This is a genomic window from Enterovibrio gelatinilyticus (assembly GCF_028683095.1).
Taxonomy (GTDB): domain Bacteria; phylum Pseudomonadota; class Gammaproteobacteria; order Enterobacterales; family Vibrionaceae; genus Enterovibrio; species Enterovibrio gelatinilyticus.
Map to the genome: position 1 here is coordinate 39,717 of NZ_JAJUBC010000005.1, position 14,712 is coordinate 54,428.

Below are 14,712 nucleotides of genomic sequence, written 5' to 3' on the forward strand. Positions count from 1 at the left end.
TCAAGTAAGTACTTATATCTATGAAAAAATCACCTTCTTTGTTGCGCTCTTTAGTCTTGTTGACTGCCGTATCCACCTCTGCTGCAACCGTTGCAGCTCCATCTGTCGTTCCTGATGCGCCTCAAATCGCAGCTAAAGGGTATGTATTGATGGACTATAACTCGGGCAAAATTTTGGCCGAGAACAATGCCTACGAACGCCTAAATCCAGCCAGCCTAACCAAAATGATGACCAGCTACGTCATTGGTCAGGAAGTCGAACGCGGCAACATCAGTCTTGAAGATGAAGTCGTGATCAGCAAAAACGCTTGGGCGAAGAACTTCCCAGGCAGCTCGAAAATGTTTATCGAAGTAGGCACAACCGTTTCTGTCGCTGATTTGAACCGCGGTATTATTATTCAATCAGGTAACGATGCGTGTGTGGCAATGGCTGAACACGTGGCGGGTTCCGAGGATTCGTTCGTAGACCTAATGAACGGTTGGGCGAAATCTCTAGGTATGAAAGATACCCATTACGCCAACTCACACGGTCTAGACCATGATGAGTTGTACTCAACACCTTACGACCTAGCGCTTCTGAGCCAAGCACTGATCCGCGATGTGCCAGAAGAGTACCGTATCTACGAAGAAAAATCGTTCACCTACAATGGCATCACCCAATACAACCGTAATGGTTTGCTTTGGGACAAGAGCATGAACGTTGATGGTATTAAAACGGGTCATACCGACAAAGCGGGCTATAACCTAGTCAGCTCTGCCACCGAAGGTAAAATGCGCCTAATCGCGGTTGTGATGGGTACAAACAGTGCCAACGCACGTAAGGCTGAAAGTAAAAAACTGCTTAACTACGGCTTCCGTTTCTTTGAAACCGTTGCTCCACACAAGGCTGACGAAACCTTCGTGACTGAAAAAGTCTGGATGGGTGACACAGACCAAGTGGCGCTAGGCGTAAGTGAAGACACTTATGTAACTTTGCCTCGCGGTAAAGCGAAATCGCTAGAAGCTAGCTTTGTACTTGAGAAAACATTGGAAGCGCCAATCGCCAAAGGTGATGTTGTCGGCAAACTGTTCTATCAAGTTGATGGTGAAGACATCGCGGAATATCCACTGGTTGCGTTGAACGACGTACAAGAAGGTGGTTTGTTCAGTCGCTTGGTTGACTACATTATCATGTTCTTCAAGAGCTTGTTCTAAGCGCATTCAGCAAGAACGCTAACAATTTTAGAAGGCAGCCATTGGCTGCCTTTTTATTTTGGTTATTCGTCCCCATATAAAAAGAAATCATGGGGTTTTGCATCATCTTGTTTTCTGTTAACAGGACGATTACTATGCTCCACATTCACAAATCGTGATCATAAGCACAAAAGATAGACGCACAGACAGAGCATTTGGCGTCAAGCCTGGAGTAAATAATGCAAGAGCAACCAAAACTAAAAGACCTGCTGGAGTTCCCGTGTAAGTTCACTTACAAAGTCATGGGCTACGCCAAACCAGAACTTACAGATCTGGTTTTGGAAGTTATCCAGCGCCACGCGCCGGGTGATTACACCCCTAGCGTAAAACCAAGTGGCAAAGGCACATACAACGCGGTATCTGTCTCAATCACTGCCACTTCTATTGAACAAGTTGAAATCCTGTACAAAGAACTGGGTGATATCGATATCGTTCGTATGGTTCTGTAATCAAAGCAGCTTCACACAGAATACCCTTACTTTCAGACGGCTGTTAATTCAGCCGTCTGTCATTATAATGGCGTAACTGATACGTTGGTTGTGACATTATCTCAGCCTATTTCTAGCCAAGCAGGTGTACTTTGCAGCAAAACCGCCTCATTATCAGACAACTTGGGTTGCAGCCATACGAACCTATCTTGCATGCTATGCATACGTTTACTGACGAACGCGACAGTGACACATGCGATGAAATTTGGTTGGTTGAGCATGAGCCTGTGTTTACACAAGGCCAAGCGGGCAAAGCAGAACACTTATTGGCAACGGGTGATATTCCTGTTGTACAAAGCGACCGTGGTGGGCAAGTGACATACCATGGTCCCGGTCAGCAAGTGGCATACATACTGATTGACCTAAAACGAAACAAAATGGGCGTGCGCGAGCTTGTAACCCATATCGAGAACATTGTGATCGATTCACTGGCTCACTTTGACATCGAATCAAACGCACGTCCTGATGCGCCAGGCGTCTATGTGAAAGACACAAAAATATGCTCGCTGGGTCTTCGTATCCGTCGAGGGTGTTCTTTCCACGGCCTCGCGCTCAACGTAAACATGGATCTTTCTCCATTCCTGCGTATCAACCCATGTGGTTATGCGGGGATGGCGATGACGCAAACTGTCGATCTTGGTGGCCCAGCCTCGTTGGCTGAGTTAAACCCAGTGTTAGTAGATAAACTGACTTCGCACCTCGGTTACGATCAGGTCGAGTCCCTAACAGAAAGCAATCAATTATGAGCAAACCGATCCAGATGGAACGCGGCGTGAAATACCGCGATGCAGACAAAATGGCGCTCATCCCGGTCAAGAACATGCCGACCGAGAAAAAAGAGATGCTGCGCAAGCCCGAGTGGATGAAGATAAAACTTCCTTCTGACAGCAAACGTATTCAGGAAATTAAGTCTGCATTGCGTAAAAACAATCTGCATTCTGTCTGTGAAGAAGCGTCTTGCCCAAACTTGGCGGAGTGTTTCAACCACGGCACAGCCACGTTCATGATTTTGGGTGCGATTTGTACTCGCCGCTGCCCATTCTGTGACGTTGCCCATGGTCGTCCAAACGCAGCTGATGAAAATGAGCCAGCGAAACTGGCAAAAACCATCAGCGACATGAAGCTGAAATACGTGGTGGTCACCTCCGTTGACCGTGACGATTTACGTGACGGTGGTGCAAAACACTTTGCTGACTGTACCCGTGAAATTCGTGCTTTGAACCCAGAAATCCGTATCGAAACCTTGGTACCTGATTTCCGAGGTCGTATGGATACAGCGCTTGAGTTGCTTAAAGACAACCCGCCTGACGTATTCAACCACAACTTAGAAACTGCACCGCGTCTTTACCGTAAAGCGCGTCCAGGTGCGAACTACAAGTGGTCGCTTGAGCTATTGAAGAAGTTTGGTGAAATGCACCCGAACGTGCCAACCAAATCTGGCGTCATGATGGGCTTAGGCGAGACCAAAGAAGAGATCGTCCAAGTCCTGAAGGATTTGCGCGAGCACGGCGTGACCATGCTGACATTGGGCCAATACCTTGCCCCAAGCCGTCACCACTTGCCGGTTGAACGTTACGTGCCGCCTGAAGAGTTTGACGAGCTACGTGACATCGCGTTGGAGCTAGGCTTCACACACGCTGCATGTGGTCCGTTTGTTCGTTCTTCTTACCATGCTGACCTGCAAGCGCAGGGCGTGGAAATCAAATAAGACGCACACCAATAGACACCCAAAAACGCCGAGGACTGCCTCGGCGTTTTCGTCTCTGCCGCTACCAATTTTTTTATACGGATTACGGATTACGGATTACGGATTACGGATTACGGATTACGGATTACGGATTACGGATTACGGATTACGGATTACGGATTACGGATTACGGATTTCCAATATGGAAACACCACCTTCCCATCATATCAATAGTGGAAAAACCCTTATCCACCGTAAAATAAACCCAAATTAAAGTAGGGTCTTTTCCATGAACAACAACCTATCTGAACTGCAGCAACGTTTTTACGACATCATCAACAACCCAAGTCTTTCACCAAAGCAAAAGAACCAGTTTCTTTCGCTAGAAGCAGAAGCTAGCCTGCCTTACCTGTCAATCACAGACAGCATCGAGCAAGCGATGAAGGACGGTGTGATTTGTGACATGTTCGAAGGCCATGCCCCCTTCAAACCACGTTACGTGCTACCAGATTACGCAAAGTTCTTGTCGCAAGGTTCTGAGCACCTAGAACTTGCGCCAGCGGAAAGCCTTGATGATGCACTGAACATGCTGAACATCATCTACCACCATGTACCGTCTGTGACCAACATTCCGGTTTACGTGGGTCAGTTGGATGACGTGCTGATGCCTTACGTGGGCGAGCTGTCAGACGAAGAGATCTATCAAAAAATTAAGCGTTTCTGGATCATGCTGGACCGCACCCTGCCAGACGCCTTCATGCACGCGAACATTGGCCCTGCTGACAACATCATCTGTCGTACCATCCTGCGCGTTGATGCTGAACTAAAACAAATCGCGCCAAACCTGACGTTCATGTATGACCCTGCTGTCACGCCTGATGATCTTCTTCGTCACGCCACCAGCAACATCTGTGAATGCAGCAAGCCACACATTGCAAACTACCCAATGCATGCTGGCGCTTACGGTGACAAGCGATTCGGCATTGTGAGCTGCTACAACTCACTGCCATTGGCTGGCGGTTCAAACACTTTAGTGCGCATGAACCTAAAAGAAGCGGCAAGCAAAGCAACCAACAGCGACGACTTCATCAACCATGTTCTGCCAACCTACAGCAAACTGATGGTTGAACTGATGGATGTACGCAGCACGTACCTGCATGAATCATCAAACTTCTTCACCAACTTCCTTGCGACTGAAGGACTGATTGAAGAAAGCCGATTTGCGCCAATGTTCGGTATCTACGGCATGGCTGAGGCTGTAAATACCTTGTTCGAAAAAGACGGCAAGCAAGGCAAGTACGGTCACGACATCAGCGCTAACGAATTGGGCCACGCAATTTCCGCGAAACTGGCGGCTTTGGTTGACGAAAACCCAGTCAAACATGGTTACAACGGTAAAGCACTTTTGCACGCACAAGGTGGTATCAGCCTAGATTTGGACGCAACACCTGGCGTGCGTATTCCTTACGGTACTGAACCAGACCCAGTGACTTACGTGCATGCAACTGCGGGTCACCACAAGCACTACACCTCAGGCATCAGCGACATTCTGACGATTGATGAGACGGTAAAATCAAACCCAGAAGCGATGTTCAACCTGTGTAAAGGCGCAATCAATTCTGGCTATCGTGAGTTCACAGCGAACGTTGCATCAAACGATTTGGTTCGTGTCACGGGTTATATGATCAAGCTGTCTGATATCGCGAAGTTTGATGACGAAGGTTCACGCAAAAACACCACGTGGCTGGGTGCAGAAGCATCGAAAAACACGGGGATTTTGAACCGTGCGCCACGCGTCGTGAGCTTTGAATCAACGCCAGTTTACAAATAACCACGGTTAATCCGGAAAGAGACCAAGAGAATGTCAGTGAAGCCAACGCAAAACGAAGCACTGGTCAGTCGTATTCTGACATTCTCTTGTGTTGATGGGCCGGGCAACCGTTTGGTGGTGTTTTTGCAGGGCTGCAATTTTGATTGCATCACTTGCCATAACCCTCACACCATCAATCACTGCACCCATTGCGGTGATTGTGTGAAAAGCTGTCCAAGCGACGCCCTGTCCATTGCTTCACAGCAAAACGGCACACAACGCGTTGTTTGGCACGCTGATAAGTGTACCCACTGCGATCTTTGCATCGATGTTTGCCCTGATAAATCCAACCCAAAAATCGTTCGCTACAGTGTGGATGACATGCTCGCGTTGATCCGCCAGCACCACTTTTTCCTCAATGGCATCACCATTTCAGGTGGTGAAGCAACACTGCAACTGCCGTTCATTATCGCGCTATTTAAAGCGGTGAAATCCGACTCTGAACTTGCACACCTTACGTGCTATATCGACAGTAACGGTTCGCTATCACGCACGGGATGGGAGCGCGTTTCCCCCTACCTTGATGGTGCCATGATCGATCTCAAAGCATGGCAATCAGACACGCATTTATGGCTCGTCGGTCGAGATAAGCATCGCGTTATCGACACCATTGATTACTTGGCTACGCAGAACAAACTGCATGAAGTGCGTTTGCTGCACATTCCGGGAAAAAGCGATTTGGATACCGAAGTTGATGCGGTGGGAGATTACCTCAACACCCTGCCTAAAGAGGTAAAGATCCGCCTAAACGCTTTTCAACATCACGGTGTGATTGGTGAAGCGCTGACGTGGGAGAAATGCAGTGAAAGCGAGATGAACCGCTTTCATGATTTACTGTTTTCGAAGACCAACCGACCTATGCAATTACCGACGATTTATACCTAAATCTATGCCTTGTCGACAACCAGTTGATCATGCAGCCAGCGGCACGCTGGATTGTTCAAACTCACGGTATTCCACACCAAGCTATACGCCACTTGTCCGTAATCAAACGGCAAGGGTTTTGCCACCAGCCCTTTTCCTTGTAGCGCCGTTTCAGCCCAACGCTTCGAGCACGTAAACAAATACGGCGAGTGCTGACACATTAATGCCGCCGAACCGAAATCCGCCACCATGGTCGCAATGTTTCTCGCACCATGACGCTGCGTGAGTGTCTGTTCAAAATAGGGCTCTGCCAAGTCTTTGTCGATCACGCGAATATGACGACAGCTTAAATACTTCTCGATAGTCAGTTCGTCGTTTGCAAGCGGATGATGGCGATTCATCAAGCAGACCATTTCATCACTCAAAATCGCCTTCCACACTAAATTCTTGCTGTGCGTCGGTGGCTGACTGATGTCGTGGGGCAGCAGCAGAAAATCTATCTTCCCGCTCAGTAACGCCTCAAAACTGAATTGTTCTTTAGTAGAAATTACCAACTGAGCATGATCACTCAATTGCTGAGAAATATCCCCAAGCTGCGGGGCGAAAAGCTCAAACGTACTTTCACGCATCGACAAGGAAAGCGTCCCCGTAAACGTCTCTGGCGCAAACTCGCCTTGTTGAAATATACCGTTAATGTTCGACAGCACATTGTGGATAGCTGGGCCAATGCTCAAGGCATATTGCGTAGGGGCGAGTTGATTACCTGTGCGGAAGAAAAGCTCATCGTTCAGCTGTGTTTTAAGCTGCGCCAATGCCTTGCTAACGCTTGATGGCGTGACACACAAAATATTGGCTGTCGCCGTTACACTGTGCGTCATCAAGAGCACATGCATCACGGTTAAGTGTTTAACGCTAATACGGGAAAGGGTCGCGTAATCCATCGAAGGTCATCATCATTTAAACAATCACGGCATAGCGTAGCGCTAAACCTTCCCTAGAGGTAGAGATATGCCTAAGTAACGTGGGGATATACATGCGCCAGACACAAAAAAGGCGCTGAATCAGCGCCTTTTCATCGAAAACTGCTTCCTGATTATGGGCGAGACAGGTAATCCGCTTTACCCACCCATTTGTAGGTTGTCAGCTCTTCTAAGCCCATAGGGCCACGAGCATGAAGCTTCTGAGTAGACACAGCAACTTCTGCGCCTAAACCGAACTGAGCGCCGTCTGTGAAGCGTGTAGAGGCATTCACGTAAACAGCAGCAGAGCCTGCGCCATTGATGAAAGCTTCAGTCGCGATCAAATCGTTGGTCAAGATCGCATCTGAGTGACTCGCATTGTGCTCACGCATGTGGGCAAGTGCGCCGTGAACATCAGCAACCAATGCCACACCCAGTGTGTAGCTCAGCCATTCCGTGTCGAAATCGCCATCGCCAGCTTCTTGAAGATCCGCCACGCCGTTGAGCAATGGCAGCGCTGCTTTCTCAGCAACAACCTTCAATTTGTTGTCGTTAAGCAGTGGCGTCAGTTTTTCAAACAATGCAGCCGCAATGTCTTTGTTCACTAGCAAGGTATCCAGCGCGTTACACGCTGATGGGCGCTGTGCTTTCGCGTTGATGATCAAATCCAAAGCGCGATCGAGATCCGCGGTTTTATCAACGTACATATGGCTAATGCCAAAGCCACCGATGATCACTGGGATGGTGCTGTTCTCTTTACACATCTTGTGCAAACCCGCACCACCACGAGGAATAATCATGTCCACGTAATCGTCAAGACGAAGCAGTTCGCCTACCAGTTCACGATCCGGTTTTTCAATGTACTGAACAGACGAAGCAGGCAAGTTGGCTTTTTCAAGCGCAGTTTGAATGACCTTCACCAACTCAACATTTGAGTGGAAGGTTTCACGACCACCACGAAGAATGCTCGCGTTTCCGGTTTTCAGGCACAGAGACGCGATATCAATGGTCACGTTAGGTCGTGCTTCATAAATCACACCAATAACGCCGATGGGTTCACGACGGCGACTCAACGTCATGCCGTTTTCCAGCACTTTACAATCCATTTCACTGCCGACGGGGTCAGACAGAGAAATGACATTACGCACGTCAGCGGCAATGCCGGCCAAACGTGATTCGTTGAGTAATAAACGATCAAGCATGGCGTCGGGCAAACCTGCCTCTCTGCCCGCATCAATGTCTTTTGCGTTAGCCGCTAGAATCGCAGCCGCGTTCGCCTCGAGTTCATCAGCGATCACTGCCAGCGCGTGGTTCTTTTGCGCTGTTGGTGCCGTTGCCAATGCATATGCAGCATCTTTTGCCGCACGTCCCATGCTCTGTAAACTGGTGGTTTGCAGACTCATTTTCGCCTCTATTGCTTCGTCCTTTTCGACTGCGGAACACCCGCAATCGGATTAATCGGTTACGACCAAATCATCGCAATGAATCGCGACAGGTCCATGTGCGTAACCCAGAATATCTTGAATGTCTTGGCTGTGTCGACCCGCGATCGCACTCAAGTCTTTGCTTGAATAACGACAAATACCGCGAGCGAGCTGCTTACCGTGCTGATCGCATATGCGCGCAACAGCGCCGCGATCGAACGATCCTTTCACTGACACGATGCCTTTTGATAGCAAGCTGCTATGACGTTTCACAACAGCAGACGCTGCACCTGCATCAATAATGATGTCGCCTGCCGGCGGAGGACCTGCCAGAATCCAGCGCTTACGGCTTTCTAGTGGTGACTCAAGCGGCAGGAAGCGGGTACCCGCAGGTTGTCCGCTCACCACATGTTGAATCACTTCAGGGCGGCTACCCGCAGCAATGGTGACTTCAATGCCAGCACGACGCGCCACGTCAGCGGCTTGCAACTTGGTCGCCATGCCACCTGTGCCTAATCCACTCACACTGCCACCAGCAAGCTGGTGCAGGGTTTCATCAATGGTGTGCACTTCACGAATAAGCTCTGCATCTGGGTTTGAGCGCGGATCAGCGGTAAACAATCCCGGCTGATCGGTCAAAAGAAGCAGTTTGTCTGCTTCGGCTAAAATAGCCACCAACGCAGAAAGGTTGTCGTTGTCACCCACTTTAATTTCAGCGGTCGCAACGGCATCGTTTTCGTTCACAACGGGCACTATGTTGTTGTCGAGCAAAGCTTGCAGCATATCTCGCGCATTCAAGTAACGCTCACGATCATCAAGGTCAGCGCGGGTTAACAGCATCTGACCGATGTTGATGCCATAAATACCAAAGAGGCTTTCCCACTCTTGGATCAAACGGCTTTGACCAACGGCAGCCAGCATTTGCTTGTTAGCGATAGTATTGGGCAGGTTGGGATGATTGAGATGCTGTCTTCCAGCGGCAATAGCACCAGAAGTTACAACGATGACTTGGTGACCCTGTCGAATAAGCATGGCGCACTGACGCACCAGCTCAACAAGGTGAGCGCGATCGATTTTGTTTGAGCCACCAGTGAGCACACTGGTTCCCAATTTTACTACGACAGTCTGGCGATCTTGTTTATCGCCAGATTCAGCAATGAAAGATGAAACGTTTTCTTGGCCTGACATGACATTGACAACATAAAAGCGAATATGCCCTTCTTTTATCAATCCCAGACCAAGATAACAAGTAAATATACCCAAGCAACTTGAAAATACTGGAATTCAGGTTGGTTGGGTACAAATCAATGGTAGTGCGGCAAACGGTAAACCGAGTGACTAGGCAGCAGTACCTAACTTCGGTTTTTTTAGCGACGGCAACGCAGTGATTTCTAACGCCAAATCGCCTTCAACAAACCCGGCAATCTTTTGATAAAAGGTATCAAGAGAGGCTTTCACTTCCTTTACACACTTATTCGGGACATTCTCTTCTAGCCATTCACCCTCAGTGTTGAATTTACCGAACGTATAAGCGTACTCAAAGCCCCCTTCTTTTGGTGTTAGCTTCATCCACCATCCCCAAAACTCACGACTTTCAGGTGGTTTCTTTGCGTTCACACACGCAGAAAGGCAATCAAAGAAGTACCCTTCTTCTGAGGATTTTTTTTGTCTCAGATAAGGACCCAGTTGAGCAAACTTCGTCAACAACCTCCCGTGAGATATATTTTTCGTTTCTTCAGTCATAGCAAGCTCCCTTAAGACGAACGTCGATCTCATTATTATCAGTAGAGTGTTTGCGAGAACACAGAGATTAGCGACTAAGCCATTCCTTGCTCTGCATAAGGCTCGTTCACGCATGGGAAATGCGTTAACAGCAAACACCCATTTATATAACACGCATCTGGTTAAAATTCGTCCTCACAGGGAGCGCTTTCCTTAATATGTCTTCATCCCAAGACAGTTAAAAAGATCTCGATCACAGTGTTTTGTTGAACCAGTCAATAGCTTCAAGCATTATTCTGTGATATCCGTCATGAATAGGTTTACTTGGCAAGGTTTTCGCTTTGCCTCCATAGCTGTATAGCGCAGCTAGTTGATTATCAGAATCTGGACATACGGGATCACCGTCAAGGCCAATAGCTAGGATCGGAACCTTCGTCTTCCTACCGTTGAGTAGCCCTTGATGTCTAAGCGACAGCGCTTGCAACTGAGTCAAAAGCGTCGACGATGCTTGGCTCTTACCCATTCGAGACGCGATGGTGTCTAAGTGCATTGGTGGGATATTGTTACGACGATTTACGTCCGTCAGCATGGCATGAAGAATGCCGCCAACAGACACACAAGACTTAATACGATTTTGTTCAACAAACGCCATTCTTACCGCAGCATTCGCACCAAAACGGACACCAAAACAACCAACGCGATGATGATCAACCCAAGGTACGGATTCGAGTTCATGCAACATAGCTTGGTGTAAACGACTGCTATCTTCTGTGAGGTTCCAGTGACTGCTTCTGCCAACTGAAGGCATATCCAGAGTCAACATGGCAATGTTGGCTGGTGCAAAATAGGTTTCAAAGAGATGCAACAGATCCGTTTGCAAACCGTCCATGCCACCACTAACAATCACAGTAGGTAGCGGCTCATTGGTATGTGGCAGATACAGAAAACCTTCTAGGGGTTTACCATCTACCTTGGTGACTATGTTTTTGATTTTGAGGCTCGATGTTTCCATCGCTGCGTGAAATGCTTTGTTAGCCAGAATTTCAGTTTGTTGAGAAAGCGGATCCCCTTTCAAGTGAGGGTAACCTGCAATACTGAAGCAAGCCGAGGCACGTCCCCACTCTGCAGTTGCTCCTGCTTTATCGCCTTGCTCATCTTTTTCCTGCGCCCGTTTTTGGTGTTTCATACCACACTGGGCCCATTCGTAAGACCAATTGCCCTGACGATAACCGACGACAGTATCAAGTAACTTTTCGTTGCTTCTGTCATTGTCTGAAGCAGCAATGCGTGCCAGCGTTTCTTCCATTTCTATCGGATCAACGCCTTGCCATATCCACTGAGGGCGGCGCAAAACACGATACCAACTGTTGTCACTTTGGCCGTCTAAGACACTTTCAACATCTTTAGGTGGCTTGTTGGCTGTGCCTACAATGGTGGATGTTTCTTTGGCATGTTTGGTGGGTTTAAAGAGTTTGACTGATAAGTTCTCTGACTCTGTCTCTCTCACGGCATCTCTCCGGCGCATTCATTTCAACGACCTCTAGTGTAAACGATGGCTTAGAGAAAACCATGCTCTCTCAAAGCCAAGCAGCATCTGTGAGCTCATTCACTGACATAAGGCAAAAAAAAAGCCCCTTTCGGGGCTTTCTATCGATAATTTTTCTTAGCGCTTTGCTACAGGCTCAACGAACGTCACAGCCATATCCCAAGGCTGTTCAATCCAACAGTCTTGCGCAATATCAACAACGTAGTCATCAACAAGGTGTTTGCCCGCAGGTTTCGCACATACGGTGACAAATTTCGCTTTCGGATACATTTCACGGATCACTTCTGCAGTGCCGCCAGTATCAACCAAATCGTCAACCACGATGAAACCTTCACCGTCACCTTCAGCTTTTTTGATAACACGCATATCACGCTGATGATCATGGTCATAGCTAGAAATGCACACTGTATCAACGTGACGGATGCCTAGCTCACGAGCAAGAATCGCAGCAGGTACAAGACCTCCACGGCTTACTGCAATAATCCCAGTCCATTGTTCTACAGGTAACAATTTTTCAGCCAGTTGGCGGGTATACATTTGCATGTTGTCCCACGTGATAACAAACTTGTTGCTCATTTTAAAAAACCTCAGTGGCGACGGTCGCCATTTAACTCACAGATTCAATTGCGGCGTATTGTGTCTTACATAACAAATTTCAGCAAGAACAGCGCAGCCAGAACCCAAATACTAATAGGTACGTCACGTCCTTTACCGCTAAACGCTTTGATTGCGCAGTAAGAGATAAAGCCCAAACCAATGCCATGTGCAATAGAGTAGGTCAATGGCATCAGCAAACATACGACAACAACTGGTGCAGCTTCAGTCAGATCACGCCAGTTTACGCTCACCAGACCTGACATCATCAAAATCGCAACGTAGAACAGTGCGCCTGCGGTAGCGTAAGCCGGAACCATGCCAGCCAGTGGGGCGAAGAACAATGCCAGCAAGAACATACCACCAACCACAACCGCGGTCAGACCGGTACGACCGCCCGCAGCAACACCTGATACACTTTCAATGTAAGAGGTTGTGTTTGATGTACCCAGAACGGCACCCACAGTCGTTGCTGTACTGTCCGCCAATAGTGCGCGGTTCAAACGTGGCAGCTTTCCATCTTTGTCCATCAGATCTGCTTTTTGCGCCACACCCACCAAGGTGCCCGCAGTATCAAACAAATCAACAAACAAGAAGGCGAAAACAACAGAAATCATTGCAACATCAAATGCGCCAGATAAATCCATTTGCATAAAGGTTGGAGCAAGACTTGGCGGCGCCGACATAATGCCGCCGTATTGCACGTTACCTGTTCCGACCGCAATCGCAGTAACAATAAGGATGGCAATCATCACCGCGCCTTTAATACCGCGATTAACCAAACCGATGGTTAGGAAGAAGCCTAGTGCAGCCATCGCAGGGGCAAAAGAAGATAAATCCCCCATTGAAACCAATGTCGCTGGATGCGCAACCACGATGCCGGAGTTTTGCAGCGCAATCAGCGCCAAAAACATACCGATACCTGCAGAGATGCCTGTTCGAAGAGAAAGTGGGATAGAGTGAATGATCAACTCTCGAACTTTAAATAGACTCAGTGCGATAAAGCACAAACCCGACAGGAACACCGCACCCAAAGCAACTTGCCACGAGTAACCCATCTGGAATACGACAGTGTAGGTAAAGAAGGCATTAAGGCCCATACCAGGTGCTTGTGCAACAGGGTAATTGGCAACTAATCCCATCACAAAACAACCGATAGCCGCTGCCAAACATGTGGCAACAAACACAGCACCACGATCCATGCCTGTTTCAGACAAAATCGCAGGGTTAACAAAGATGATGTAAGCCATTGTCAGGAAGGTGGTAACCCCAGCAATAACTTCGGTGCGTATATCAGTACCTTGCTCTTTTAATTTAAAAAGACGCTCAAGCATGGCTTTCGTTCCTTGGAAAGTATGTGTCTGAAAATATTACGCAAACGTTTGGCTAAACGTTTGCGTCTGAATTTGACGCGAATATTACTCGCCACTTCACGAAATTTCCAGTGTGAATTACATCACTTACTGGTCAATCGGTGGCAGATTAAACGACTTATCGCCATCCTGACGACATTGCCTGTTTAAGACACAAATTCTAGAGTGATTTATTGATTAATAAACGAACAGCAGCCAAAGCTGTGATCAACGTTGTCTGCTTCATCAATAGACTGAGAGGCACTGCAAGAGACGAAAATTGAGATAAAAAAAACGCCACTAAAAGTGGCGCCAGATCAAAAATCAAATTCCAAATCGGAACGAAAATATCTGTTAGAGCGGGGTAATGTATGTATCAAGCAAGGAAATTGGTTACTTGCTTTTGTATCCGAACGTCGCCGGATAACGAAAATTCGCGGTGTATACGGAACCACGGTTCCAGTATTGGCTAGCAGAACTGCCTTTCATAGGTCGTACCTCAAAATAATTCGATAGGAATAAATGCAGCTTTAATAAAGCTCGGTTCCGTGGAGACGAATGATTTCGGGTTTATCCATAAACAAATGAAGCGCACAGCTATGTCTTTGGGCTCACTGCCCATCCAGAAGACGGCGAGATAATAACCTATTCGTTATTTTATTACAAACAAAAAAGAGATCTAAATCACACTAATACTTAAATAAACCCCATTATGTAATAAAGTTACACATTCACGCCAAGTTATTGCACTGAGGTAAAGGCATACGCATGGCAAAGTAAGCACTATTGCATGCATTGCCTCTTGAGCGACGCATTCACTGACTCCGCTATATTTGCATCGCATTAACAGTCATGAATAGCGCCATATGCGGAGTGACAGCTCAAGATGTAGGCTCTTAGGCCTATCTGCAGCGATATGCTTTTAACAAGGCATACTTTTCCGTTACAAATTCTGTTAGGTTAATTGCTTGCAG

The 14,712-nt window shown here is 47.7% G+C and carries 13 protein-coding genes; 6 read left to right on the plus strand and 7 right to left on the minus strand.

The genetic code is table 11. The annotated features are described in order from the left end of the window. Window positions 1–20 precede the first annotated feature (20 nt). The 6 genes from LRP50_RS05885 to LRP50_RS05910 all read left to right on the plus strand — a co-directional run bounded on the left by LRP50_RS05885 (window position 21) and on the right by LRP50_RS05910 (window position 6,162). On the plus strand, window positions 21–1,193 hold the full coding sequence (locus tag LRP50_RS05885; RefSeq protein WP_274163545.1) for a serine hydrolase: 1,173 nt from the start codon (window positions 21–23) through the stop codon (window positions 1,191–1,193). A gap of 218 nt (window positions 1,194–1,411) precedes the next feature. Then, the gene (ybeD, locus tag LRP50_RS05890; protein WP_028023650.1) at window positions 1,412–1,681 is read left to right on the plus strand and encodes a DUF493 family protein YbeD; all 270 of its coding nucleotides are present in this window, start codon (window positions 1,412–1,414) and stop codon (window positions 1,679–1,681) included. Between the two features lie 131 nt (window positions 1,682–1,812). Beyond that, window positions 1,813–2,466, plus strand: a complete 654-nt coding sequence (gene lipB / locus LRP50_RS05895) for a lipoyl(octanoyl) transferase LipB (RefSeq protein WP_274163546.1) — start codon at window positions 1,813–1,815, stop codon at window positions 2,464–2,466. Beyond that, window positions 2,463–3,428: a lipoyl synthase gene (gene lipA / locus LRP50_RS05900; RefSeq protein WP_274163547.1), complete on the plus strand. Its 966-nt coding sequence runs from the start codon at window positions 2,463–2,465 to the stop codon at window positions 3,426–3,428. Before lipB ends, lipA begins: the two co-directional genes overlap by 4 nt. Window positions 3,429–3,696: 268 nt before the next feature. After that, window positions 3,697–5,238, plus strand: coding sequence for a YjjI family glycine radical enzyme (locus tag LRP50_RS05905; protein ID WP_274163548.1), 1,542 nt, complete (start codon window positions 3,697–3,699; stop codon window positions 5,236–5,238). A 30-nt stretch (window positions 5,239–5,268) separates the two neighbouring features. Continuing rightward, window positions 5,269–6,162, plus strand: a complete 894-nt coding sequence (locus tag LRP50_RS05910) for a YjjW family glycine radical enzyme activase (RefSeq protein ID WP_274163549.1) — start codon at window positions 5,269–5,271, stop codon at window positions 6,160–6,162. Between the two features lie 2 nt (window positions 6,163–6,164). On the opposite strand, the gene LRP50_RS05915 is transcribed toward LRP50_RS05910, so the two are convergent. The 7 genes from LRP50_RS05915 to LRP50_RS05945 form a co-directional block, all read right to left on the minus strand. Continuing rightward, window positions 6,165–7,082: a LysR family transcriptional regulator gene (locus LRP50_RS05915; RefSeq protein WP_274163550.1), complete on the minus strand. Its 918-nt coding sequence runs from the start codon at window positions 7,080–7,082 to the stop codon at window positions 6,165–6,167. A gap of 152 nt (window positions 7,083–7,234) precedes the next feature. Further along, window positions 7,235–8,503 carry a glutamate-5-semialdehyde dehydrogenase gene (locus LRP50_RS05920; protein WP_274163551.1) on the minus strand — a complete coding sequence of 423 codons (1,269 nt, stop codon included), beginning with the start codon at window positions 8,501–8,503 and terminating at the stop codon, window positions 7,235–7,237. Between the two features lie 51 nt (window positions 8,504–8,554). Further along, window positions 8,555–9,712, minus strand: coding sequence for a glutamate 5-kinase (gene proB, locus LRP50_RS05925; protein ID WP_274163552.1), 1,158 nt, complete (start codon window positions 9,710–9,712; stop codon window positions 8,555–8,557). 150 nt (window positions 9,713–9,862) lie between these two features. Continuing rightward, complete coding sequence (gene crl, locus LRP50_RS05930; RefSeq protein WP_274163553.1) at window positions 9,863–10,267, minus strand: sigma factor-binding protein Crl; 405 nt, start codon at window positions 10,265–10,267, stop codon at window positions 9,863–9,865. A gap of 232 nt (window positions 10,268–10,499) precedes the next feature. Continuing rightward, window positions 10,500–11,753: an esterase FrsA gene (gene frsA, locus LRP50_RS05935; RefSeq protein ID WP_274163554.1), complete on the minus strand. Its 1,254-nt coding sequence runs from the start codon at window positions 11,751–11,753 to the stop codon at window positions 10,500–10,502. A gap of 156 nt (window positions 11,754–11,909) precedes the next feature. Further along, window positions 11,910–12,368 carry a xanthine phosphoribosyltransferase gene (gene gpt, locus LRP50_RS05940; protein ID WP_274163555.1) on the minus strand — a complete coding sequence of 153 codons (459 nt, stop codon included), beginning with the start codon at window positions 12,366–12,368 and terminating at the stop codon, window positions 11,910–11,912. A gap of 65 nt (window positions 12,369–12,433) precedes the next feature. Beyond that, entirely contained in the window at window positions 12,434–13,720 is a 1,287-nt protein-coding gene (locus LRP50_RS05945; RefSeq protein ID WP_274163556.1) for an NCS2 family permease, read from the minus strand. Window positions 13,721–14,712 lie beyond the last annotated feature (992 nt).